The sequence below is a fragment of the Methanobacterium spitsbergense genome (genome assembly GCF_019931065.1).
Classification (GTDB): Archaea; Methanobacteriota; Methanobacteria; order Methanobacteriales; family Methanobacteriaceae; genus Methanobacterium_B; species Methanobacterium_B spitsbergense.
Genome location: NZ_JAIOUQ010000016.1, coordinates 57,908 through 81,566, shown reverse-complemented (window position 1 = coordinate 81,566; position 23,659 = coordinate 57,908). Strand labels below are relative to the sequence as shown.

Sequence of the window (23,659 nt, the reverse complement as noted above, 5' to 3'; positions counted from 1 at the left end):
GTGAATTTCTAGGTTCGTGTACTTTAATAGCACAAATAAAAAAACGAAACCTTTATAGTAACCTAAGGTAAATATAATCTCGACTCAAAAAATGAGGCGAGAAAACATGAAAAAAGGAATGGATAGTAAAGGATTAATAGATAAGATGCTGGAAGACACTGCAAAAACCATAGACAGCATCAAAAATGACATAGAAAAAACAATAGTAGACTACACATTTGTTCCAGGTAAGGATATTATTGAAACAAATGACTCAATAATTGTTCGAGTAGATCTTGCTGGAATAAAAAAGGAAAATATTGATCTTAACCTTACAGACACCAAGCTGAGGGTTAAAGCAGAGTTTGAAGACGAGCATTTAGGAGATCTTAAAGGCAATAACAGACGTCCAACAGTGATTAGAAGGACTGTACGTTTCCCGAAAAAGGTTGTTCCAGAAGAGTCTGAAGCTAAATTTGAAAATGGTCTTTTAACCGTAGAAGTGTCTAAATTAGAGAAAAAAGAGAGTTACACTGTGAATATTAAATAAATTCACTATTTTTTTATTTTTTTTCAAACTTAATATTTTTCAAATCTAAATATTGTTAATAGTTACTTTTCATGGTTGCAAGTTGATCTTCATGTTTTTTAAGTCCCAGTGTTAATAAGGTCATTACAATTGCAACGCAACCTATTAAGAGATATGCTGATTGATATCCTATTGTTGTACCTGCTTGTGATGCTATTACAGCACCTATAAGAGCCCCACCAATAAGCTGTCCCACACTGGAGTTTATGTTTATGAGGGCTTGGCCAGCCGCTCTTTTACTTGCTGGACTTTCAGAAAGCATTATGTACCTTAATGGTGATCCTAATACGCTGCTTAAACCCAATCCAATTACCATACCTGATAAAATGAAAAGATAAAAGGAATTTCCCAATGTACTTAACATGAACAGGCCTATTACGAGTATAAGCGTACCAACGAACATGATCATTTTTGAACCGTATTTATCGAGCAATCGACCAATCAATGGAGCACTTATTCCAAGTGTTAAAACAAGGGGAATTACCATTAAACTAGCCTGGGATGTTGTAAGTGCAAGGGCAGTTACTGCAAATGCAGGTAAAAATACTATTGCTGTTTGATTGAGTCCTGTTCCTATTGAGATTCCTGTAGCTATTTTCACTTCCCTACTTTTAAGTAGATTAATCTCAATAACAGGATCTTCCGCCCTTTTTTCAACTCTTAAAAGAACAGGTAGCAATATCACCGAGAATATTAAAAATGGCCATGTATAAATTGATAGTACGCTTCCCATGAAATTGGTTGTATCTATCTGGTTAACACCGTAGGCAAGAGAGCTCACAAGCAACGCCAGTACAGCTGTTCCATACCAATCAAATTTAGTGTAATTCTCTTTTTTACTTTGAGGCAGTATTTTAAAGCCCAAAGCAATAACCAACGCAGCTATGGGTATATTTATAATAAATAACCACTGCCATCCATAATTTAGAAGTAATCCTCCTAGTATGGGTCCTAATAAGCCTGAAAATCCCCAGACAGATCCGATAAGTCCCAGAGCACCTCCTCTTTTTTCAGGTGGAAATGTATCTCCAATAAATGCACTTGCTACTGGAAAAATACCTCCTGCACCGAAACCCTGAATAGCTCTACCTATTAAGAGGGTTTCAAATGAAAAGGAGCTGACTGTAATTGCAGAACCTACTGCAAAGAGAAAGACATCTATTATGTAAAGTGTTTTTCTTCCATACATATCTGATAGTTTGGCCATTAAAGGAGTTCCAATCATAAAAAATAGAATATAAATTGTGAACATCCAAGAAACTAATCTCTCGTTGATTCCAAATGCACCTTTTATTGCAGGTAAAGCAGGTCCCACTATCCCAATATCAAGGGCTCCCATAAATACTCCAACAAAGAGTAGTGCCAATATCTTATTTCTATCAGAGTTGTTCATGGTCATTGTTGTATTCTTTTTATTGATAAGTTTTCATCTTTTATTTTTAAGATATGAAATAGTTATCAAGAAATAGTCAATGTTGTTTACAAATAATAGATTATTCTAAAAAAAAGAATATAGATTTACATAAATATACCAATTATCCTATATGCTATTCCTCCAACAATTAATGCAGTTACGATATTGGCTAAAGCAATACTTGATGTTGCTTTCCATCCAAATTCACGAAGTAAAATTGTTAGAGTTGCTAAACAAGGGATAAACAACATACTTACAAGTGCTAATATTATGAATTGTATTGGTGTTAAAACCGCTGCAAGATTTGTTCCAAATAACGCAACTAACATAAGTAGGGTGAATTCTTTTCTAACTGCACCAAATATAAGAACCACACCGGCTATTACAGGAAGACCTAACCAAACAACTGTGATAGGTGCTAAGAAATTGGCTACTGGTGTTAAGAATCCATATGCGAACAAACCTTGAATCAAAGCACTTCCTATAATATAAACTGGGAATACCACATAAATTAGTGATTTAGTTCGGGACCATGTTTGTTTAGCGGCAACTGAGATAGATGGAACTTTAAATGTATGCATTTCCATGATCAATCCACTAGTTTCTCCAGGCACTATCTTCAAAGCAATTCTGCCCAATAGGAACATTACTGCTATATCAATTACATATAGGGCGATTGCCCACCAAACACTCACAAATACGGCTACTAAACCTAAAATAACAATGGTTCTTGCTGCGCACGGTGCAAATGTAATTGCAAATGCAGCAAGTAATCGTTCACGTCTAGTTTCTAAGATTCTGGTACTTTCAATGGCAGGTACATTACATCCATAACCCAGGATCATGGGTATGAGTGCTTTACCATGCAATCCTATTTTATGCATGGCACTGTCCATCATAAAGGCCACTCTGGTTAGTATTCCTGAATTCTCAATCAGACTCAACATTAAATAAAAAGGAATCACAAATGGAAGAACAAGTGTAACTCCAGCTACAATACCCCCAAATGCTCCATTCCAAAGAATTCCAACTATAGGTCCACTAACTTGTGGATCTACTGGTTTAAAGAATCCAAATGCTTGTGTGAGCAAACTAGAGAAGAAATCTCCAACAATAAATGTCCATAGTAATAATCCACCCACTACAAGTGCAGAAATAACATAACCAAATATTCTATGCGTTACTAATTTATCTAATCTTTCAGCGAATGTAATTTTAATATCGCTTTGTAACTGTGCTCCATTTGCAAATTGATTGGCAATAAAATATCTTTCAGAAGCAATCACAGCAAATGATGGTTCATTATGGATACTCTCTATTTCTCTTGCCATATCATAAGCCGAGTTAACGATTTGCATGGATTTAGATTCAATTAATTTTCGGATTTCCGGATCATTTTCAAGTAATTTAATTGCTACCCATCTGGAGGGATATCCTAAATTGAGATTCTTAGATTCAATTAATTGGGTAATTCTTTGAATTCTATCTTCAACTTCGGCACCGTATTTTAATGTGGTTATTTTGTTTTTAGATTTATTTAAGGCAACCTCTGTAGCTACTTCCATTAACTCGTGTAGACCTTCCCCTCTTATGGCTACTGTTGCTACCACTGGAACCCCTAAAGCAGCTGAAAGTCTTTCGGTATCAATAACTATTCCCTTTTGTTTGGCTAAATCAATTTGATTGACACATACTACCATGGGTACTTTCATTTCTTTTAGCTGAATTGTAAAAAATAGGTTACGTTCCAATACTGAAGCATCTACAACATTGATTACTACATCGGGTTGTTCAAAGGCAATATATTCTCTTGAAACTATTTCTTCCATGGAATATGTAGAAAAAGAGTATATTCCTGGCAGATCAATCACAGTGATCTCTTTGCCTTCAAAAAGTAGCTTTCCTTCTGCCCTTTCAACTGTTTTCCCAGGCCAGTTTCCAATGATCTGATTGGATCCTGTAAGTTCATTGAATAATACACTCTTACCTACATTGGAATTACCTGCAAGTGCAATTGTAATGTCATTTTCTTGACTTTTTTCATCTGATCCGTTAGATTTTTCTGTTTCTGTTGGGTTTGTGAGTTTTTTAGATTTGTTAGTGGTGGCATTACTCATAGATATTTATCCCTTTATATCGATTTATTATCTTCAATTAATTCTACGAAAACATTGCATGCTATGTCACGACCTATAGCAAGTTTTGAGCCACGTATAGCAACTTCTACAGGACCGCTTAATGGGGCAATTTTAATTACACTGATAAATGCTCCTATGGTGATGCCCATATCTAAAAGCCTTCTGATCACCTTGTAATCTCCTCTAATAAATGATACTTTTCCCTGTTGATGATTTTTAAGCTCCATTATAGGAATCAAATTTTCATTACGCTTTCCTACTTCATTAACCTCTTCTTCCTTTCGGTTCATGCATTCTTCGCATGTAGTGAACTTTAGATCGCAAGCAGGAATTACACTGTCTCCAGGACATTTATCAGGATGTTCTAATACTTGACATAACGCTCTTTCAGCTTCATCTGATAGAGAATGTTCCATTTCACAGGCTTGATCGTGTAAAAAACTGTCTTTAAGCTTTAAAATGTCGTGAAGAAATCTTTCAAGTAATCTATGCTTCCTTGTTATTCTCTTAGCATTCTTGAGTCCTTTTTCGGTTAATTTAGCACCTTTATATTGTGAATAATTTACATATCCCATTTTATCAAGTTTTTTGAGCATTTCTGAAACACTTGCAGATGTTATACCCAAATCTTTTGATATTTGTGTTGTTTTTACACATTTTTCGTTATTGCTGATTTTATAGATAGCTTCTAAATATTCTTCGATATTTGCGCTAAGTTTTTCATTATTTGACATTTAGGTTCACCTAAAATTATCTTTGTGCATAGTTGTTTTAATGTTATATATAAATGTTAGGTTTACCTAATAAAAATTTATTTCAAATATTCATGATATTAATTAATGGTGTAAAAATAATCTAATTTTCGTTGAAATGTGTTGTTAGTAATAAAAATGTAATAAATTTAAGTACTGAAATAATGTTATAGTAATAACAACCCATATATTTATATTATAATATATACACATGTAAATGTGATTTAAAGAGGTTACAGCACGATTAAAGGAGTATTACATTCTTCCCTTAAAAACGTGACATAGTATTACCATGTGATACATTTATAAGCTTTCATCATTCAATAAAAATAAAAGGAGTGTTTTAATGCATATACCCGACGGATTTATACCTTTGTTACAATGTGCCATTTATGGAATAATAACTGCCATTATTTTGATAATATCACTTAGGTGGGCAAGAAAAAACCTTGACGAAAAAATGGTTCCATTAATGGCAGTATTGGCCGCAGGTATATTTGCAATTATGTCATTAAACATTCCAGTTCCATTTGGAACCAGTGTCCATATGGTTGGTGCCGCATTAGTGGCAATCATATTCTGTGCACCAGAAGCAGCAGTTATCATATTTACATTGGTACTCCTTGTACAAGCTTTATTAATTGGAGATGGAGGCGTAACAGCTTTAGGTGCAAACATTCTTAATATGGGGATTGTAGCACCGTTTGTCGGATTTTATTCATTTAAAGCCCTCAGAAAACCTTTAGGGAAAGTACCCTCTATATTCATTGCTTCTTGGCTTTCAATATTCATGGCATCGGTGATGTTGGTTATAGAACTTTGGTTTGCAGGTAAATTATTAACATCAGGATTGGCCTCACTCTTTTTGATCATACAATCACTTAGTGGAGTTATAGAAGGTATACTTACAGTTATAATTATTCTTGCAATTGAAAAGACCCGACCAGATTTACTTGCATGGAACAGAATCAAGAGGGATAATATTAATAAATCAAATGTTAGTGAGGAGGACGCATGAAACCAAATGATAGGAATCTTATAGTTGTAGGAGTGACCCTATGTATTATTATTGCAATCATGGCCCCATTTATAGCTTCAACTAATCCTGATGGTCTTGAAAAAACAACAGAACAAATTCCAACCAATGGTGAATCTGGAATTTATCAAGCACCCCTTGCAGATTATAAGGTCCCGTTTCTTGGTGATGGTCCTTATTCTGGTGTAGCTGCACTGGCATTAGGTGTTTTAATTGTACTGGGTCTTGGTTACTTGGGTGCGTTTATAATTAAAAGGAGAAAACCACCAGAAATTTCTAAATAAAAATTCTGGTTTAGAAATATTTCAAAATAAATATTAAAAATAGAAATAAATGGGGAAAACTCACATGAATGGTGCAGGATCGGTTAATGAACTTGAAAAACACACAATAAAATCCAGTGTGCTTCATACTTTAGATGGCAGAGTTAAATTAGTAATTTTATTAGCCATTATCGTATATGCTGTATACACAACCGATTTAATAGTTCTTGCAATAATGGAAATCTACTTAATTGCAATGATTCTGGTGTCGCATCTTTCATTTAAAGAATCATTCAAAAGAGTACTTTTTATTTTACCTTTTGGGGGAATTATAGCTCTTTTCCAACCATTTATAATGGCCGGTACTGTTATCTACACTGGACCACTTGGAATACATATCACCTATCAAGGGCTAATGTTTGGTGTGCTCTTAATGTCGAGGCTGGTTGTGTCTTTAACATCAATTGTAATATTATCCTCTTTAAGTCCAATGCAGGAAGTTGTAAATTCTTTCCGAAGACTTGGAATGCCAAGGGAATTTGCAATGATATTCAGCTTATTCATTAGATATCTATTCATGTTCTATGATGAACTTCACAGAATATTACACGCCCAAAAAAGCCGAAACTTTGATATATTCAACAAAAAAACTTCCTACATGTGGAGAATGAAACAGCTTGCCTACACAATAACTATGATGTTTCTTAGATCATATGAAAAGGGCGAAACAGTATATTTCAGTATGTTAAGTAGAGGTTATTCAGAAAATTCAGAAATATACACCGATAATAAAAAATTAGCTTCAAGGGACTTTTTCTTCATAGGAATTACTTTATCATTCATAATATGCCTAGAATTAATGAAGTATACTATGGTAATATAAATTATAAAAAAATGTAATTCATAATAAATTTTGGATAATTTATATAATCTCACAGATTTTTTTAAATATTTTCTTCTTATTTTCTATAATTTTTTAATTTTATTGTAGCTATATATTAAAATTAGTTTTCATACAACTTGTAATTACGGAATAAATAGATATAAAAATTTTAAAAAAGAAAAGATGAATCATGGAAATCAGTTTGGAAGATGTTAAAAAAATATCAACTTCTGAGCTAATGGAAAAATTATCCACCAATTCTAATGGTCTTTCATTTGAAGAGGCATTAAAAAGGCATAAAATCTATGGTTCCAATGAGATTGAAGAAATGCGAACCGAATCATTTAAAAAAGTTATTTAGTTACTTTTGGGGACCAATCCCATGGATGATTCAATTTGCACTTATTTTATCACTATTAATACAACACTGGCCAGAATTTACAGTAATCTTAGTGTTACTCTTAATAAATGGTCTTATAGGATTCTGGCAAGAAGATAGGGCTGACAACGCCATTGAACTTTTAAAAGAAAAACTCGCATATAACGCCAAGCTATTAAGGGATGGAAAATGGACTAAAATCCCATAAAAAAATGTTGTACCCGGAGATGTAGCTAGGATCCATCTTGGTGATATTGTTCCGGCAGATATCAAACTTACAGAAGGAGACTATGTAACAGTAGATGAATCCTCAATTACTGGAGAATCGTTGCCAGTTGATAAAAAAGTAGGAGACATCTGTTATTCTGGTTCAATAATTCAAAAGGGTCAAATGAATGGTATTTGTATTTGCAACTGGAATGAATACATTTTTTGGAAGGGCTGCCGGACTAGTATCCAAAGTAAGTACAAAATATCATCTACAAAAGGCTGTTATAACAATTGGAGATTATCTGATCCTACTGGATGTTATAATGGTATCACTTATCTTCATTGCAGGATTGATTCGTCAAGAAAATGTCTTTGATATTTTGGGATTTGCTCTCGTACTAACAATAGCATCAATACCAGTTGCCCAACCTGCTGTAATTTCTGTAACACTTACTGTAGGTACAATGGCTCTGGCTAAAAAGAAGTCAATTGTAAGTAAACTCTCAGCAATAGAAGAAATGGCTGGTATGGATGTACTTTTTTCGGATAAAACAGGAACCTTAACTAAAAATGAAATTTCCATAGCTCAAATAGAATCATACAATGGTTTTACAGATGAAGAGGTTATCTTTTTTGCAGGATTAGCATCTCTAAGATTGGAACAGGACCCGCTTGATAAAGCAATATTGGATAAGATGGAAAATTCAGAAACCCTTTCTAAGAAAATTGAAAACTATAAACTGCTAAAATTCAACCCATTTGACCCGATACGCAAAAGTACAGAATCTGAAATACAATATAAAGATGAATGTAAATTTAAAGTATCAAAGGGAGCTCCACAGGTTATTCTCACATTAATAAATAATGAAATATTAAAAGCTAAAGTTGAAAGAAATGTAGATCATTTCGCTGATAAGGTTTACAGGTTTTTGGGAGTAGCAAGAACAGATAAAGAGGGTATTTGGGAATTCATGGGTTTAATAGCGCTTTACGATCATCTAAAAAAAATTCTAAAAAGCATATGGTAGAACTGAAAAGGTTAACAGCCCTCAAAAATGGGATATGTATCAAGTATTGGGAATGGCAACATTTCTCGGTATTTTAGGAGTAATATCTTCTTTATTACTATTCTATGGGGGTAAGGTAATTTTAAATTTAGATGCAGGGGTTTTACAGTCTTTAATATTTTTGAAGCTAGTTGTTGCAGGTCATTTAACCATGTTTGTAACACGTTATACAGAGCATTTCTGGTCAACAAGACCTAGTGGTATTTTCTTCTGGTCTGTAATATCAACAGACATATTTGCAACTCTGCTGGTTATATTTGGAGTATTCCTGATTCCGATTGGATGGCAACTTGCATTATTTGTATGGGTATATTCACTTGTAGCATTTTTAATCGAAGACCAGTTAAAAATATACTTTACCAAGGTACTTGAAAACAATGAATTTAAAAACCTTAACATCGGTTTGTTAAAGAATATTTTAACAAGGAAATAATTATTCTTCCATTATTTTATATTTAAGATATATTCCGGAAGTGTTTGTTGGATAAACTCTTACACAAATAAATAAATAATTTGTTTAACACAGTAATAGTAATGAAATTTGATTTTAATAGTAATTAAAAAACCAAAAAAAATGGATGCATATCTAAGGAGGAGTTTTTTTATGACCAAAAAAATATTGTTACCTACAGATGGTTCAAAAAATGCTGAAAGGGCGGGTGAATATGCTATATCACTTGCAGATATTAGTGGTGCAGATATTATTGTATTAAATGTTATAGATACCAATTACCTTGACGCACTCCCACAACCAGACCTCAGAGAAAGTTTAGATAAAGAATTAAGAGCAGACGGTCAAAGGGCTGTTGAAAAATTCCAGAAGAAACTTGAAGAAAGCCAGTGCAATGGTGTATGTAAAAATATACAATTTAAAACCATAATTAAAGAGGGTAAACCAGCAGATGCCATTCTTAAAACTATTGATGAAGAAGGTGTTGACCAAGTTGTAATGGGAAAATCTGGTAAACATGGATTGGAAAGAGCTATACTTGGAAGGACCACTGACAGAGTGGTTAGGGATGCCAATGTACCTGTCAATGTGATAACATAAAAATAAAATTATATATTTTTAGAGAAACAAAATATTTTAAAATAAAGGGAGATAATAATCCTGAAATTATTTTTTATCTCCTAATGGTATTTTGAACTGCAATTGCCATCAATAGAAGTATGGGCCATATTTCAAGCCTACCTATCCACATATCTATCATGAAAACAAGTTTCACAACCATGGGGGAGGAAGGTGTAAGAAGTGATGAGCCCAATCCAACGTTACTCAAGCCAGATGCAACTTCAAACAGAACCTGTGAAAGGTTCTGATAATAAAATAGCACAATTATCACACTAATGATATAAACAACAATGTAACTGAACACAAACAACCCTGTTAATCTTAATAAATTCTCATTAATTTTAATATCACCCACATGGTGAATTTTACGTGATATAACTGCACTTTGGGGGAGTAATAATGATTTAATCTCCCACCACATACCTTTAACAAGTATACCTATTCTTAACCATTTGATACCTCCACCTGTTGAACAGGCACCTGCACCAATGATCATTAACAGAGTGAGTATAAATATGCCCAGACCATCCCACTGAACTGAAATATCCGAGGGATTTGCTGTTTGAAGTCCGGAGGTTGTTAAAGCTGTTACAACCTGGAATGCAGAGTATCTTAGCGATGTAAATATATCGTGTCCATATACAGATCCATTGTAGAGGAATAATGCAACTAGCAATGTTCCTCCAATTAATAATATCCATGAAACCTTGGATTCAATATCTTTAAAGTATTCTCTCCAATTACCTTTGAGCAAGGTGTAATGAAGTGCAAAATTGGTTGCTCCTAAAATCATGACAATCATTGCAACAAGTTCAATCCATATATTGTGGTAAATGGATATGCTTGCATTTTCAAGTGCAAATCCTCCTGTAGAAAGGGCTGTAAATGCATAGAAAATTGAATCAAAGACTGGCATCCCTGCGAGTTTAAAGAGAATTATTGAAATTGCTGTGTATAAAAGATAAATATACAATATTATACGTGAAGTATGTCTAATGCTGGGGGCCAATCTTTCTTCCCTACCCTCTGCCGAATACATTCTCATTATATTAACACCTGGTGATGATAAAACAGTTAATGCCATTACAATAATACCAATTCCACCAAGCCACTGTGTGAATGCACGCCAGAAATTCATAGTGAAAGATGCATGATCCAGGTTGTACATACTGAAACCAGTTGTTGTGAAACCTGACATTGCTTCAAAAAAAGCATTAAAATAGGATAAATCCCCGGATAAATAATATGGAAGGGCTGCGATAGCACTGCCAATAAGCCATATAAGCGTAACAAATATCATCGCACTTTTAAGAGATATTTCCTTTTTGTTATTAAATTTTTTAAAAAGTAATATACCTATTACAAGGCTTACGATAGATGAATATATAAATGGAGTTATAAATTTATATTCGCCGTAAATAAGTGCTACAATTATAGGTACAAGCATTACAAGTCCTAATAATATACAAATATAACCAGTGTAATGAATAATTGAATATAATTCTATTTTTTTTAATTTGTGAACAGATCGCAATTAATCAAACCTTCCTCTTCTTTTATTTTAAGAACTTCTTTACAACATCCTTGATATGTTTTGTTTTTATAAGAATGGAAATTTTATCTCCTGCCTCTAGTATAATCTCTGGTTCAGGCATACGGATTTCATATTCTGGACCTTTATAAATGGCACATATAACATAATTTTTTGTTGGACTTATTTCTCCGATTTTTTTCCCTATAACCTTACTATTTTCAACGGGAATATCTAAAAGCTCTGCATTACCTTTACCCAGAATAACCATATCTGCAATTTTTGGCCTTATAATCAGTTTTTCAAGATAAGCTGCTGCTGTTAGTTCTGGACTTACAGTTGCATCAATACCCACTTTTCTAAAGGCCTCTTCATGAGTTGGATCACTTATTCTAGCAATAAGTTTTTTGGGATTGTAATCTTTAACGAGGATACAAGCAAGTAAGTTAGCTTCATCATTTCCAGTTGCTGCAACAAATGCATCTGCTTCAGATATATTAGCTTCTTCTAAAGATTTTAAATCTGTACCATTTCCACATATTACAAGGGCATCTAATTCACTTGCTGCTAGGTTGCAGAGTTCTTGATCCTTTTCTATGAGAGTAACGTCAAAACTAGCTTTTATCATTGCTGAAGCAAGTGTCATTCCAACTCTTCCACCACCCATGATAATCACATACATCAAATACCCCCTTTAAACCATAAACAACCATATGATTATATAAAGTTAAAATTACTGTGTAATGTTAATTAAATTTTAATATGGTATTACTAAATTTTTAAACCCAATAAAGATCGTTGAATTGAATATATAAATTTACCTAAAACTCGATTAGATAATGTAATTAAATACATTAAATTTAACTATTGTTTAATTCAACTAAAATCTAATGAATTTCAAAAATAGTAAAAATATATTATTTGTGTGTATTGCTGTGCTGGTTGTTACTGTTGCATTTTTATTGTACTTAACACAGGATATGATTTCTTACAGTAATGGAAACCTGATTAATACAGAAAAAACAAGTAATGAACTTAAAATAGTTGATTCAATTGAAATTCAAAATAATGCATTGAACAACTACATTAATTCATTATATAATTCTCAGGTGACTATTATTGACGATAAATACAGTAAGGGAAGTATATCACTTGAAGAAAAGGACAAACAATTAAATGCAGTGATTAAAAACCGTGAATTGGCCATTAATACTTTGAATAAGATATCAAATGCACAAAAAAATATATTCACAGGTAATATATCTAAACAAGACATATTAATACGAATAAATTCATTTAAGGACATAAATTCAGATATTAAAACAGAACTGAATGCAACCCTAAATGGTTATTAAAAATATGTTGGGTGTTAAACTTGGATTATTCAGAATTTCAGGATAATTAATTATTTTGTTCCATTATCCTTTTAACGATAAAATATCCTAAATAAATCTTTAATTAGTTTAACTATCTAAATTTTTTTTTAAATTTAATCTTTTTTTGGACTGATTTTCCCGGTTATTGCATCGATAATAATGTTAGAGTGGCAAGGATCAGGGTAGCAGGAGCATAAAAGATTCAAATCTTCTCCATCTTCATGTATTTTTTTTAATTCAACGATTCTTTGCCATTCAGGGCTCTCACTTGATAGTTCAATTAAATATTTTCTGTATTGATCCTTTAATTTTCTTCTACAGCCGCTTGTATATGGATTTTCAAGAACTGAACCCTTTCCAACATATTCAACAAATTCATTTTCTTCGCTTTCCCAAGTGTTTTCATTTCTCACTCTTATTGTCATATTATCCTCCAATCATTTTTTTCTAATTTGATTAAAGCTTGTTTTTAGAGATTTACATCAATTAACCCTTAACAATCTAATGAACAATCCAGTAAAGGGTGAGATTGAACAGGAAAATTAAATGAAGAATAGTTTAGGTCATGCTTTTTAAGTTTATTCCAACTGTAAAATGACAGATATAATATCGTAATTGTTGATATTAATAACAATATGGCATATATTCTGTATATTTCCGTCATATACACTCCTTATTAAAAATTTATAAAATTTTTATTTTAAGAGAATATCAAAATACCACTTCATCATTGCATTTTAATTGCTTGTGAATGTGAGTTGGTTAAATCTAATATTATATTATGTTTCAAGTCATATTTTAATCTTTAGATTTGTATATTCCAAATATTCCATTTGATTACACAATTAAACACTAAAATGAATATTGCTTAATTTGGATTAATTAAAATAGAAAAATTTTCAATTTATATATGATTTTTTTAATCATTTCAAATTCTTATTTTTAATTCATTTCTAATGATTAGAAAGTTATATTTATTATGGTGATTAAAGATGTAATAAGGTGCAATAGAATGAAATATAACAATGAAAATAAATATTCGTTCACACTAGATTTGAAAGGGGACGATGGGGAGGTTTGGGCTGTTGTAAGTATAATACCATCAAAAGACATCGGTAAAAGAGATATCTTGCTTATGGATGTTTGTGAAGGTAATTTTTCTGTAAGAAGTATTACAGAGTTGTTAAACTTGCTTATGAAAAAGCATGTATCTTTCGATGAGAGAAAAAGAGTTTTGGATTTCTTAGCAGAAAGTCTGTTAATTCTTGAAAAAAACGACCTTTAAAATTAAATAAAAAACGGATAGGGGGATGCAGATGTCAACAAGGATAAATTTCAAAACAAATTATCATGAAGAGAAAAATTTAGGAGATACTATATTATCCAATAAATCTGAACCTGTACACTACCCTACTATTTCATCACCTGAAACACTTGATGAATTTAAATATTTATACGCAAATTATTTGATACCACAGATAATTACGATTTAAAAATGGGATTAGAGATAATCACAACCCTTATTTCCCATGAAAAAAAAGAAGTAGTTGCATTAAGTTTATGAAGGCTATATTTGGTGATTCAAGATGAATGCATCCGTAAACTAATAGTTAAAGAACTCAAGGAAATGAAGTGTTGCAATGATGCTTCTTTGAGAACATCTGCAGTAGAATCACTTGACATTATAATAGGTGAGGGTATCCCAACCTTTAAACACATTTTACATTTAGGTCATAGGCAGAATAGTAAATAATTTCAAATTTTTATAAAAAAAAATAATTAAGGAATATTACAAATTAAAGCACATTACCATTTTCAAATGTGGCACATTCTTCTTCGAATGGACATACATGAATTATGGCCATCTTTATTGCAGATACATCATTAATTATCCGTTTTTCTACGTTATGTGCTATTTCATGTGCATCTTTTAATTTTATATCTCCATCAACTTCAATATGGAGTTCAGCAGAGGAATATGGACCCATTGGATTTATTTTTATACTATGAACTCCTTTAACATTATCAACCTTTTTTGCAGCAGATCTAACTTCGTCTAAAATAGTATCCGAGGGAACTTTTCCCATTATAACATTTACATTGTCTCGTGCAAGTTCAAAAGCTGTTTTAATAACAATTATTGAAATGAAAATAGCTACAAGAGGGTCTAATATTGGAAAACCTAATTGAGCCCCTATTACTCCAACTAAAATTGCAATACATGAAAATATATCCACTTTTTGATGCTGTCCATCAGCTATTATGGCAGGACTGTTAATTTTTTTCCCTGCCCTCATAAGATAGGTTGTCATAGCCAAGTTTATGAATATACCAATAAATGCCATTAAGGCTGCAATTAATTCTGGAGGTGCTAAAGGAGTGGTGGATGTAAGTTTGATATACACACCACTCAAAATCTCATATGCAACAACAACCAAAAAGACAACTATTACAAGTCCAACCAATGGTTCTGCTCTTCCATGCCCATATTGATGATCGTCATCGGCGGGTTTCATTCCAATTTTGAAACCAATAAAGGCAATTATAGATGTTAAAACATCTGAAAGAGTATGTGCTGACTCAGCAACCAGGGCACTACTTCCAGAAATTAAACCTATTATAAAGTTGAAAATAGTTAGAAACGTATTTCCAGAAATTGCAACAGCTGAAGCATTTCTACCGATTTTTTGTCTTTCATCTGTTTTATCCAAATTTGATCACCCTTTGATTATTGATTCACTAGCATGTTCAATTCCCAATCTTAACATAATATTGATATGCTCATCACTGAGGGAATAATAAACGTTTTTACCTACTTTTTTGAATTTAACTAGACTGCTATTTCGCATAATTCTCAGTTGATGTGATACAGCAGAGTGTGTCATTTCTAGTAGCGATGCTAGATCACAAACACATAACTCTCTTTGAGATAATGCATAGAGAATTTTAACCCTTGTGGGGTCGCTGAAAATTTTAAAATCTTCGGAGATCTTTAAAAATATCTCGTTATCTAACATTTTTGATTTTACTTCTTTTACAGCAGTTTCATCAGCTAGATCAATTTCACAATCATGAATAGTCATATGAATTAATGTTCAAACGAACATAGATAAAGTTTTGGATAGAATATAAATTGAAAAAAAAATTATATTCATTTGGATCGTAATATTTATTAATTATGGTGTATTAAGATGTAATAGGATTTAAAATTGTTATGTAGAAAAGGGGAATGTTCAATGCCAAGATACTATCCATAATAAAAAATTTGAGGGTGAAATTAATGGTTGAAAAAGATAATGTAAAACTGAAATCAAGTAAAATGAACACAGAAAAAATTGAAAATAAAAATATTTCTATGGATTTACGTAAAAAGGCAGATTCTAAAGAATATGAAACCTCTGACTCGTCATTAAATGATATAATAACTTACATTAAAGACAAACAGGAAGAATTCAACAGGGTTTTATCTGATTATACTATTTTTAATAATAAAACAATGGTTGATATAATAGAAACTAATGATTCAATTATTTTCATTGCAGATCTACCGCGGCTTAAAAAAGAGGATGTAGAAATTGCAATTGGAGAAGATGTAGTAGATATATGTGCTGAATTTGAAGATGATGTAACAAATAAAGATGTTAATTACATTCAAAGGGAACGGAGTTATGGTAAGATCGATAGATCTTTTACACTTCCAACCAAAGTAGACTTTGAAAAAGCTGAAGGTACATTCAAAGACTCGGTATTAACTCTAAAAATTCCTAAATTAGAGAAAAAAAGGTTAAAGCTTAAAATTGATTAAAATTTAGAATAGATTGAATGTTTAACATATGGAATAGACTATTTAAAGAATATTAAAATATTGAAAAAGGCTATTCTGTAATCAGTTTAATCTAAATATTCACGTAGGATAATTCCTTTAAATTTAATTCGATTTTCTTCCTTACGTCCTCTATATTTTTAAGAGTACCACTCAAATCCAATTCTTTTAATTTAACTAGATTATCTTCCATTTCCACTAAACTACTCATCAATGTTGAAAAACGTTTTTCAGAAACAACTATGACTTTAACTCCTCACCATAATCTTTTAGCACCTCAGGTTCACATACTACTTTACAACCTTTTACGATTCATTTAACAGGTTCTGGTTCCAAAATATCACCTCAAAAAAAATATTAATTCTCTACAATTAATAATTCATTAAACAAATTTTCTGTCCCATTTATTTATATTAATATGAGTAAGAAAAATTTTTTGGAATAATTATTGTATATATCTAAAAAATATTTAATCCAAAAATAATTTTTAAACCCACTAATGTAAATAATGTGAAGTAGATTGCTGTTATAACAACAACAAAATATCCTGAGAGAATTAAATAACCATCGCATTCAAGTATCCCCGCAGATAGAAAGAATATTCCCAATGCAGGTAAAGTGTCTGTCAGTGGAATTGGTAATGGTATAATAAAAAGAACAGAACTTATAACTAGAAAAATATTGTTTGATATACTGCTAAACTTTTTATTTGTCATTAATTTTAATCGTGGTTTCATATATTTTTCAAGAAAAGATAAAATTCTGATACAAGCATTCAGCACTTTAACAAGGTTAGTATATGACATTTCACGATTCAATAATATATCCGGCACTAAATAATATTTATTGAGCATTATACTCAAACTGATTATCAAAATAATAAATCCAACAACAACCCCGGTTCCAGGGATGGATATTGGTATCAAAAATGGTGCTGCAAGTACCATACAGGTTATTAATCTGCCACGTTTACCTATTAATTCTAAAAATTCTCTTAAAGTCATTCCTTCTAAAGGAATTCTTCCAGATATTTGGGTGATCGTGTAAGAATAACCCTTTTCACAATCAGATATCTTAACCACTATTTTAAACCCCTACTCCTAATAGTTAACTTATAGTTTGTAAATATTTTAAAATTGTAATATAGATTATTATTCAAAATTTGCAATGATTTTAATATGTTTAATATAAATTATTAAAATTTCTTTATTTAACTCTTGAACATTGTGTAGATAGATACTTTTAATTGAAATTTAAACATGTGGTTCCATCAAAAAATTTACTTTTTCAACTTTAAAAAAAACGAAGCATTAATCCATATAAACTTATATATAGTAATTTATCATTCAAAGTATTTTGCTCAAATATCCGTATTTGTTATAAATACGTCTTTATTAACATGAAGAAAAAGATAATAAGAGAAGGAGAAGGCGTAAAATGATGTCTGAAAAGTTTTATAAAAAATTAATGGAAATAACAAAAGTTATGGAAGAAAAAGGCGAAGGAATCAGCTATATTCATAATGAAACTGAAAATTACACAATTGGAACCAAAAAATACAATGAAGAAATAGCTCATTATCTTGACAAAACAGTAGATTCCTGGGAAGGCAGTGAAGCTCACGTTAAAAAGAAAAAAGGAAAAAATAAACAAGAGAAAGGAAAAAAAGTTGGATATCTCTGGAAGATTCCAATAACAGACAGCTAAAAGATTAAATTTTTTCTATTTATTCTTTTTTTTATTTCAAATTTTTGATTGAACAAGGTAAATTAATAAATAAATAAACCTTCTACTTTCTTACGTTCAATTGCATATTGAATAGCCCTTACCAATAATTTGCCGTTAAATTCTCCTTTTACCAAATAATCCTGAGCACCATATTTTATGGCATTAATTCCAGTTTCTTCGTTTGCCAAACCCGTCAGTATAATAATTGGAATTGACGGATGTTTCTTTAATGTAACCTGAAAAGATTTTAACCCCTGACAATCAGGTAAGCCTAGATCTAAAAGTATAATGTCAAATATATCATTTTGGAGAACTTTTAATCCTGTAGATAATCTTGGAACATGAGTTAATTCAAATTTAGTATTTTCACTTTTATCGAGCATTCTAAGTATTATTTGATAATCACCAATATTATCTTCGATTAATAATACTTTGATTGGTTTAGTGTCCATATGTATAAACTCCTTGAATTTGGAAATATAACAAAAATTACTAACTTAAAGTCTACATATTTTATTATTGTTTTTATGTTAAATTTATTTTTCTAGATTACTATTATCATTATTGGTACTACCGAAAATTATTATAGAATTAAATACAAAAATAAGACCAATAAATCTTTTATGCTTAAAAAAGATTTGAAATAGAAATAAATTGAATTAAACATATTAAGAATTATTTTCAAGCACTTCTTTCATCGGGCCTAGATAATATTCATCCCATCCAATATCAATGTCTTCAAACTGTTCATCCTGGACGTTAATTTGCTCAAGTTCGAGAATTGTTCCGTTTTGATCTTTTTTAATTGTAAATGTAACTTTTGATGGTTTGAGACCAGTTACCACCATACCACTCCTGAACCATAAAAAATGGGATGTAAAAAGAAAAAAGAGATTTTTCTATCATTTTTATATTTTGATCAAATAAATGAAAATCAATGAAAAGAAGTATTTAATTAAAACAGTAAAAATCTTATTATATTTCTGTAATCAAATACATAAACATGAAAACTCTAGTTGTTTATTACTCAAGAACCGGAAATACCAAAATGATTGCAGAATCTATTTCAAAGGCATTAGATTCTGACATCGAGGAAATAATTGATACAGAAAAAAGATCAGGAATAATAGGTTATATTAAGTCAGGATACGAAGCTTCAAGGGGAAAATTATCAGAAATACAGGAACCTAAGCATGATCTATCCCAATATGATCTTCTAATAATTGGAACACCAATCTGGGCTTCAAAGATGGCGGTACCAGTTAGAGCATATCTAAAAAATAATATGGATAAAATACCATTGTTAGCATGTTTTAGTACGTGTGGAAGTTCAGGAATAGAAAAAACAAATCAAGACTTTGCAGATTACACAAATATAACTCCAATGGTTACATTAGGATTGAAATCATCCCAAATAAAAGATGGATCATATAATGCAATGATTGACAAATTTGTTCAGGAAGTCATATAAATATAGAACTCACATCAATGGGATTCTTTTATTATTTTCAGTGATTTTTATTGGATTAATAATTTAGATTATAATGGAAATGTTAATACACCATTTCCTCCTTCAATTGTCATATTAAGTGATGATTGAGATTTTAATCTATTTAAAAGTTGTACTCCACTTGAATTATCCATTGGACGTGGCATACTTCCAACAAGTAACATGGGATGTACAATAACCTTGGCTTCGTTACCAATCAATTGCATTTCAACCATTAATGAAGGATGTGTTTCAGGATTTGACTGGTCAAATACAAAGTTTCCAAGACTGTAAAAGATTGGTTTACCATTATAACTTTCAACTTTCTGGATAACGTGTGGATGACTTCCAATAACCATATCGGCCCCTTCATCTATACATTTATGCGATAATTCTATCTGATCTGTATTGGGTGATGTACTGTACTCATTTCCATAATGAAATACAACAACTGTTGCATCAGAATTATTTTTGGCTTCATCTATACGATTTTTGATTATGTTCCAATCAGCAAGAGCATATCCAGAACTGTTGGTGGTTGCAGCAGACATTTCAGATGCACTGAATTCAGGGAATGTTGTATTGTCCATGAAATTTAAAACTGCAATTTTACGTCCTTTAACATTCAGATAAACAGGCTGTGTTGCTTGTTCTAAGTTTTCTCCCGCTCCAGTATAGTTTACACCAGAACTTTTGAGTGATGAAATTGTATCTGACAATCCTTTACTACCATAATCCATGATATGATTGTTTGCAAGACATGCAACAACTACATTGTTATCTTTAAGCACATGTGCATAACTGGGATTTGCTTTTAAAGGAATTGATTGTTTAAAATTAGTTGAAGAAGATGTAAAGGGTCCTTCTAAATTAATTATTGCCCCATCTGAATTTTGGAATAAAGATTTTACATTTTGAAATATGTTTACACCATTTGATAGAATACCGTCCACACCTCTACCAAGCATAACATCCCCTGTGAAAAATAGTGTTACATTTGATTTGGAAACATTAGCGGATTGTTCAACATTTTTTTGTGTTAATAAATTGCTTATACCATATGCAGCCAATAAAACAACTAAAAATAAAATTAAAATATACAATTTCTTAATAAAACCCTCTCTCTGGCTAAAAGTGACTACTCATGCTTGATGCGTAGTAAATTATATTTTAATATTTAATCCACACCAAAAATTTGGATAAAAATTTGTTTTACAGTTTAATATATGATTAATTGATAATTTAAATTTAATTTATATCCTAAATAATTTTAGAAAAATGGAATTTATAACATAAAAAAATAAATAAGTTTGAAAGCTTAAATAAATTAATTATGGGCATAATTAACACACTTTTTACGGGTATAGGTGCTTTGTTTATTGGAATTCTTTTAGGGTTTATTATTGCAGGGATAATAGGGGCAATTATATATGGTATTATAAAACTCAGAGAAAGATTACAAAAAGAATGAATTTTATTTTAACCAGTTTCACCTGTTAACTTTCTATGATTTGAATTGGAGTTAGAAATAGGGTTTAGATAAATCTTTTATCAATCGTTTTTTGGGATGCTAAAGAAAAATGTTGATCCTTTACCCACTTCTGATTTTACCCATATGAATCCTTTATGATTTTCAACTATTTTTTTTGTAATTGACAATCCAATACCTGTTCCATCGTATTCATCGATTGTATGCAATCGATGGAACATCTTAAATATTTTCTTTTGATATTCTGGATCAATACCTATACCATTGTCTTTAACAGAAAAAACATATTTATTTCCTTTATCCTCTACTGAAATATGAATTTTTGGCGTTTTTTTACTTTGGAATTTTATTGAGTTGCCAATTAGATTTTGAAATAATTGTACCATCTCTGTTCGATTGATAAATATCATTGGTAGCTGATCAGATTTTATTTCTGCATCACTTTCATCAATTGCAATTTTTAAATTATTAATACTCTCATCAACAACATCAACCATTTGTATCTTTTCATATTTTGTATCTGCAGTTGTGAGTCTGGCATATTCTAAAAGATCATCTAACAAACGTTGCATACGTTGGGCACCATCAACTATAAATCCAATAAATTCATCAGCATCTTGGTCAATCTTACCTTTGTATCGTTTTTCAAGTAGTTGAGTGAATGATGAAATCATTCGCAGTGGTTCCTTTAAATCATGGGATGTGATATATGCAAACTGCTCTAATTCTCTGTTTGATCGTTCTAAATCCTTGACAAGTGCTTCCATTTTCATTTCAGCAATTTTATGGTGGGTTATATCTATGAAAACAGAAACGGATCCATTAGGGTTGCGATTTTCATCGTACAATGGTGTTGCATTTCCCATCATATGCCTCATTTTGTTATCTTTATAAACAATATCGAATTCAAAATTTCTTATTTCATGACCTGCAGATGATTTTTGAATGGGCATTTCTCCTGCTTTCAAATCAATACCATCTTTAACTATTTTAAATGTTTCAGGCCTATCTCCAGGTGGTAGTGATTTAGATGCATTTGCACCAGGAGGAATATTTAGATAGTCATAGGACAATTGATTTCCTGTTATTAAATAACCTTTATTATCGTGTGAGATCCAGACAGCAGCAGGAACAGCATCTAAAACCCTTGCAAATTCTTCTGAACGGCGCTGTTCACGTTCCTTAATTGCACGAAGTTTTTTATCGGTTAATTTGTTGTCTTCAATTTTTTTCTCCAATTTCAAGTTGATTTTCAAAAGCTCTTGTATACGTGCTTCCATCTTCTTATTTAAATTCTCATTCTTAGTTTCTAATTCAATTTCAAAATTTTTAATTTCAGTAAGATCATTTATAATTATTTCAAATTCCTTGAAATTCTCATTAGCAGTAAATAATGGTTTGATTTGAATATTTGCATATATTGGTTTTTTTCCAATGAGTTCAATTTTGCAGTATTGAATTTCATTTGTATCAAAAGATTTTAATGAAGCTTCATTAAATTTTATTTTGAAATCATCTTTTATAAATTGAATAAAATTTTCATTAATAACATTTTCAGGATCAAAGCCTAACATGGCAGCTCCTGTTTTATTAACTTCTTTGATCTTTCCCTTTTTATTTAATATGAGATATCCTATGGGCGAGTGGTGGTAAAAATTAGAATATCTATTTTTTAATTCCATTAATTCATCTAAAGAATTGTTCAATTTATTATTTTCATTTACCAATTCAGTCATTAAATTATAAACTTTCAGATGGAGATCAGAATTTTTATTTAAATTTTCATTTTTCTCGGTTAACAGCAGTTCGTCTATTAAGCAAAGTTTATCGATAATCTCATCGGTATTGGTGTTTTTTTGCATAAAATCACTTATTAATGTATATTTCATAGTTTTCCTTTATTTTTTAGAATTAGATTGGATTTTCCCATTTTAAACTTCATTATCTTGTATATAATTATTATTTGTCTTATTATTGATATTACTTTCTAAATTAGCATTAGGAATTTGTTGTCTAATTTGATTTTTGAAGAAGAATTGGATGAAATTTATGTGGATTGTAAAAATCAAAAAATATATAGCTTACGATGTATTAAAGTGTAATAGGATGTTATAGTTGGAAAATTTTTTATAAATATTATCTTAAAAAAAAAAATTTAGATTAATAATTTGAGTAAAATAATGCTTTAATGTTCTTTAAAAATCGGATAATTACATTAAAGGGGTTAAAGTGGTATATATTTTGAATATAATTCCATAATACGGTGAATAATGAATTTCATAATAATAAAAATTAATTAAACAGTCATTAATAATTTAGAAAGAATTTAATGGAGTTGTATTATGGAAGTTGGATATAATAAGAAAAATCTTGAAAGATGTTTGTGTAAATCATTTCCAATAAAAATAGACAGTATATATGCAACTGAAAGGAAATTAAAC

The 23,659-nt window shown here is 30.8% G+C and carries 31 protein-coding genes and 1 pseudogene; 18 read left to right on the top strand and 14 right to left on the bottom strand.

Going from position 1 to position 23,659, the window contains the following annotated elements; all coding sequences use genetic code 11:
- Positions 1-106 precede the first annotated feature (106 nt).
- Positions 107-529: an Hsp20/alpha crystallin family protein gene (locus K8N75_RS12760; protein WP_223792438.1), complete on the top strand. Its 423-nt coding sequence runs from the start codon at positions 107-109 to the stop codon at positions 527-529.
- Between the two features lie 55 nt (positions 530-584).
- Here the strand turns inward: K8N75_RS12760 and K8N75_RS12755 are convergent, their stop codons facing one another.
- The 3 genes from K8N75_RS12755 to K8N75_RS12745 form a co-directional block, all read right to left on the bottom strand.
- Positions 585-1,967: an MFS transporter gene (locus K8N75_RS12755; RefSeq protein ID WP_223792437.1), complete on the bottom strand. Its 1,383-nt coding sequence runs from the start codon at positions 1,965-1,967 to the stop codon at positions 585-587.
- A 119-nt stretch (positions 1,968-2,086) separates the two neighbouring features.
- Complete coding sequence (gene feoB, locus K8N75_RS12750; RefSeq protein WP_223792436.1) at positions 2,087-4,099, bottom strand: ferrous iron transport protein B; 2,013 nt, start codon at positions 4,097-4,099, stop codon at positions 2,087-2,089.
- 14 nt (positions 4,100-4,113) lie between these two features.
- The gene (locus tag K8N75_RS12745; RefSeq protein WP_223792435.1) at positions 4,114-4,854 is read right to left on the bottom strand and encodes a metal-dependent transcriptional regulator; all 741 of its coding nucleotides are present in this window, start codon (positions 4,852-4,854) and stop codon (positions 4,114-4,116) included.
- A gap of 364 nt (positions 4,855-5,218) precedes the next feature.
- Between K8N75_RS12745 and cbiM the strand changes: the two genes are divergently transcribed.
- The 9 genes and pseudogenes from cbiM (at position 5,219) to K8N75_RS12705 (ending at position 9,761) form a co-directional block, all read left to right on the top strand.
- Positions 5,219-5,890: a cobalt transporter CbiM gene (gene cbiM / locus K8N75_RS12740; RefSeq protein ID WP_223792434.1), complete on the top strand. Its 672-nt coding sequence runs from the start codon at positions 5,219-5,221 to the stop codon at positions 5,888-5,890.
- Positions 5,887-6,192 carry a PDGLE domain-containing protein gene (locus tag K8N75_RS12735; protein WP_223792433.1) on the top strand — a complete coding sequence of 102 codons (306 nt, stop codon included), beginning with the start codon at positions 5,887-5,889 and terminating at the stop codon, positions 6,190-6,192. The genes cbiM and K8N75_RS12735 overlap by 4 nt, the downstream gene beginning before the upstream one ends.
- Before the next feature lie 64 nt (positions 6,193-6,256).
- Positions 6,257-7,054, top strand: a complete 798-nt coding sequence (gene cbiQ / locus K8N75_RS12730; RefSeq protein WP_223792432.1) for a cobalt ECF transporter T component CbiQ — start codon at positions 6,257-6,259, stop codon at positions 7,052-7,054.
- A 190-nt stretch (positions 7,055-7,244) separates the two neighbouring features.
- Positions 7,245-7,415, top strand: a complete 171-nt coding sequence (locus K8N75_RS12725) for a cation-transporting P-type ATPase (RefSeq protein ID WP_223792431.1) — start codon at positions 7,245-7,247, stop codon at positions 7,413-7,415.
- A 25-nt stretch (positions 7,416-7,440) separates the two neighbouring features.
- A complete protein-coding gene (locus K8N75_RS12720; RefSeq protein ID WP_223792430.1) occupies positions 7,441-7,641 on the top strand; it encodes a hypothetical protein in 201 nt (66 codons plus the stop codon).
- Between the two features lie 30 nt (positions 7,642-7,671).
- Positions 7,672-7,776: pseudogene (locus K8N75_RS14165) on the top strand (P-type ATPase actuator domain-containing protein); the annotation flags it as partial.
- A gap of 52 nt (positions 7,777-7,828) precedes the next feature.
- Positions 7,829-8,671, top strand: coding sequence for an HAD-IC family P-type ATPase (locus K8N75_RS12715; protein WP_255590978.1), 843 nt, complete (start codon positions 7,829-7,831; stop codon positions 8,669-8,671).
- Positions 8,672-8,705: 34 nt separating this feature from the next.
- On the top strand, positions 8,706-9,143 hold the full coding sequence (locus tag K8N75_RS12710; protein WP_223792429.1) for a hypothetical protein: 438 nt from the start codon (positions 8,706-8,708) through the stop codon (positions 9,141-9,143).
- 171 nt (positions 9,144-9,314) lie between these two features.
- Positions 9,315-9,761, top strand: a complete 447-nt coding sequence (locus K8N75_RS12705) for a universal stress protein (RefSeq protein ID WP_223792428.1) — start codon at positions 9,315-9,317, stop codon at positions 9,759-9,761.
- Positions 9,762-9,834: 73 nt separating this feature from the next.
- Here K8N75_RS12705 and K8N75_RS12700 read toward each other — a convergent pair whose 3' ends face one another.
- Both K8N75_RS12700 and K8N75_RS12695 read right to left on the bottom strand, forming a co-directional pair.
- The gene (locus tag K8N75_RS12700) at positions 9,835-11,316 is read right to left on the bottom strand and encodes a TrkH family potassium uptake protein (protein WP_223792427.1); all 1,482 of its coding nucleotides are present in this window, start codon (positions 11,314-11,316) and stop codon (positions 9,835-9,837) included.
- Positions 11,317-11,338: 22 nt separating this feature from the next.
- The gene (locus tag K8N75_RS12695) at positions 11,339-11,995 is read right to left on the bottom strand and encodes a potassium channel family protein (protein ID WP_223792426.1); all 657 of its coding nucleotides are present in this window, start codon (positions 11,993-11,995) and stop codon (positions 11,339-11,341) included.
- Positions 11,996-12,248: 253 nt separating this feature from the next.
- On the opposite strand from K8N75_RS12695, the gene K8N75_RS12690 reads away from it, so the two are divergent.
- The gene (locus tag K8N75_RS12690) at positions 12,249-12,668 is read left to right on the top strand and encodes a hypothetical protein (protein WP_223792425.1); all 420 of its coding nucleotides are present in this window, start codon (positions 12,249-12,251) and stop codon (positions 12,666-12,668) included.
- A 134-nt stretch (positions 12,669-12,802) separates the two neighbouring features.
- On the opposite strand, the gene K8N75_RS12685 is transcribed toward K8N75_RS12690, so the two are convergent.
- Positions 12,803-13,114 (bottom strand): DUF4326 domain-containing protein, encoded by a 312-nt coding sequence (locus tag K8N75_RS12685; RefSeq protein WP_048190807.1) that lies wholly within the window; start codon positions 13,112-13,114, stop codon positions 12,803-12,805.
- A gap of 587 nt (positions 13,115-13,701) precedes the next feature.
- On the opposite strand from K8N75_RS12685, the gene K8N75_RS12680 reads away from it, so the two are divergent.
- The 3 genes from K8N75_RS12680 (at position 13,702) to K8N75_RS12670 (ending at position 14,442) form a co-directional block, all read left to right on the top strand.
- Positions 13,702-13,974: a hypothetical protein gene (locus tag K8N75_RS12680; RefSeq protein WP_223792424.1), complete on the top strand. Its 273-nt coding sequence runs from the start codon at positions 13,702-13,704 to the stop codon at positions 13,972-13,974.
- A gap of 31 nt (positions 13,975-14,005) precedes the next feature.
- Positions 14,006-14,182: a hypothetical protein gene (locus tag K8N75_RS12675; RefSeq protein ID WP_223792423.1), complete on the top strand. Its 177-nt coding sequence runs from the start codon at positions 14,006-14,008 to the stop codon at positions 14,180-14,182.
- 80 nt (positions 14,183-14,262) lie between these two features.
- Positions 14,263-14,442, top strand: a complete 180-nt coding sequence (locus K8N75_RS12670) for a hypothetical protein (RefSeq protein ID WP_223792422.1) — start codon at positions 14,263-14,265, stop codon at positions 14,440-14,442.
- A gap of 43 nt (positions 14,443-14,485) precedes the next feature.
- Here the strand turns inward: K8N75_RS12670 and K8N75_RS12665 are convergent, their stop codons facing one another.
- Positions 14,486-15,400, bottom strand: coding sequence for a cation diffusion facilitator family transporter (locus tag K8N75_RS12665; protein WP_223792421.1), 915 nt, complete (start codon positions 15,398-15,400; stop codon positions 14,486-14,488).
- Between the two features lie 6 nt (positions 15,401-15,406).
- Complete coding sequence (locus K8N75_RS12660; protein ID WP_223792420.1) at positions 15,407-15,772, bottom strand: ArsR/SmtB family transcription factor; 366 nt, start codon at positions 15,770-15,772, stop codon at positions 15,407-15,409.
- A gap of 197 nt (positions 15,773-15,969) precedes the next feature.
- On the opposite strand from K8N75_RS12660, the gene K8N75_RS12655 reads away from it, so the two are divergent.
- Positions 15,970-16,494, top strand: coding sequence for an Hsp20/alpha crystallin family protein (locus tag K8N75_RS12655; RefSeq protein WP_223792419.1), 525 nt, complete (start codon positions 15,970-15,972; stop codon positions 16,492-16,494).
- A 91-nt stretch (positions 16,495-16,585) separates the two neighbouring features.
- On the opposite strand, the gene K8N75_RS14160 is transcribed toward K8N75_RS12655, so the two are convergent.
- Together K8N75_RS14160 and K8N75_RS12650 are read right to left on the bottom strand one after the other, a co-directional pair.
- Positions 16,586-16,711 carry a hypothetical protein gene (locus K8N75_RS14160; protein WP_255590977.1) on the bottom strand — a complete coding sequence of 42 codons (126 nt, stop codon included), beginning with the start codon at positions 16,709-16,711 and terminating at the stop codon, positions 16,586-16,588.
- 259 nt (positions 16,712-16,970) lie between these two features.
- The gene (locus K8N75_RS12650; RefSeq protein ID WP_223792418.1) at positions 16,971-17,594 is read right to left on the bottom strand and encodes an exopolysaccharide biosynthesis protein; all 624 of its coding nucleotides are present in this window, start codon (positions 17,592-17,594) and stop codon (positions 16,971-16,973) included.
- Positions 17,595-17,949: 355 nt separating this feature from the next.
- Here K8N75_RS12650 and K8N75_RS12645 point away from each other — a divergent pair, with 355 nt between their 5' ends.
- Positions 17,950-18,219 carry a hypothetical protein gene (locus K8N75_RS12645; RefSeq protein ID WP_223792417.1) on the top strand — a complete coding sequence of 90 codons (270 nt, stop codon included), beginning with the start codon at positions 17,950-17,952 and terminating at the stop codon, positions 18,217-18,219.
- 62 nt (positions 18,220-18,281) lie between these two features.
- Here K8N75_RS12645 and K8N75_RS12640 read toward each other — a convergent pair whose 3' ends face one another.
- Both K8N75_RS12640 and K8N75_RS12635 read right to left on the bottom strand, forming a co-directional pair.
- Entirely contained in the window at positions 18,282-18,692 is a 411-nt protein-coding gene (locus tag K8N75_RS12640) for a response regulator (protein ID WP_223792416.1), read from the bottom strand.
- A gap of 216 nt (positions 18,693-18,908) precedes the next feature.
- Positions 18,909-19,085, bottom strand: a complete 177-nt coding sequence (locus K8N75_RS12635; RefSeq protein WP_223792415.1) for an SRPBCC family protein — start codon at positions 19,083-19,085, stop codon at positions 18,909-18,911.
- A gap of 158 nt (positions 19,086-19,243) precedes the next feature.
- Between K8N75_RS12635 and K8N75_RS12630 the strand changes: the two genes are divergently transcribed.
- Complete coding sequence (locus K8N75_RS12630) at positions 19,244-19,711, top strand: flavodoxin family protein (protein ID WP_420830727.1); 468 nt, start codon at positions 19,244-19,246, stop codon at positions 19,709-19,711.
- 68 nt (positions 19,712-19,779) lie between these two features.
- Here the strand turns inward: K8N75_RS12630 and K8N75_RS12625 are convergent, their stop codons facing one another.
- Entirely contained in the window at positions 19,780-20,832 is a 1,053-nt protein-coding gene (locus K8N75_RS12625; RefSeq protein ID WP_223792413.1) for a CapA family protein, read from the bottom strand.
- 230 nt (positions 20,833-21,062) lie between these two features.
- Here K8N75_RS12625 and K8N75_RS12620 point away from each other — a divergent pair, with 230 nt between their 5' ends.
- The gene (locus K8N75_RS12620) at positions 21,063-21,200 is read left to right on the top strand and encodes a hypothetical protein (RefSeq protein WP_223792412.1); all 138 of its coding nucleotides are present in this window, start codon (positions 21,063-21,065) and stop codon (positions 21,198-21,200) included.
- A gap of 80 nt (positions 21,201-21,280) precedes the next feature.
- Here K8N75_RS12620 and K8N75_RS12615 read toward each other — a convergent pair whose 3' ends face one another.
- On the bottom strand, positions 21,281-23,080 hold the full coding sequence (locus tag K8N75_RS12615) for an ATP-binding protein (RefSeq protein ID WP_223792411.1): 1,800 nt from the start codon (positions 23,078-23,080) through the stop codon (positions 21,281-21,283).
- Positions 23,081-23,659 lie beyond the last annotated feature (579 nt).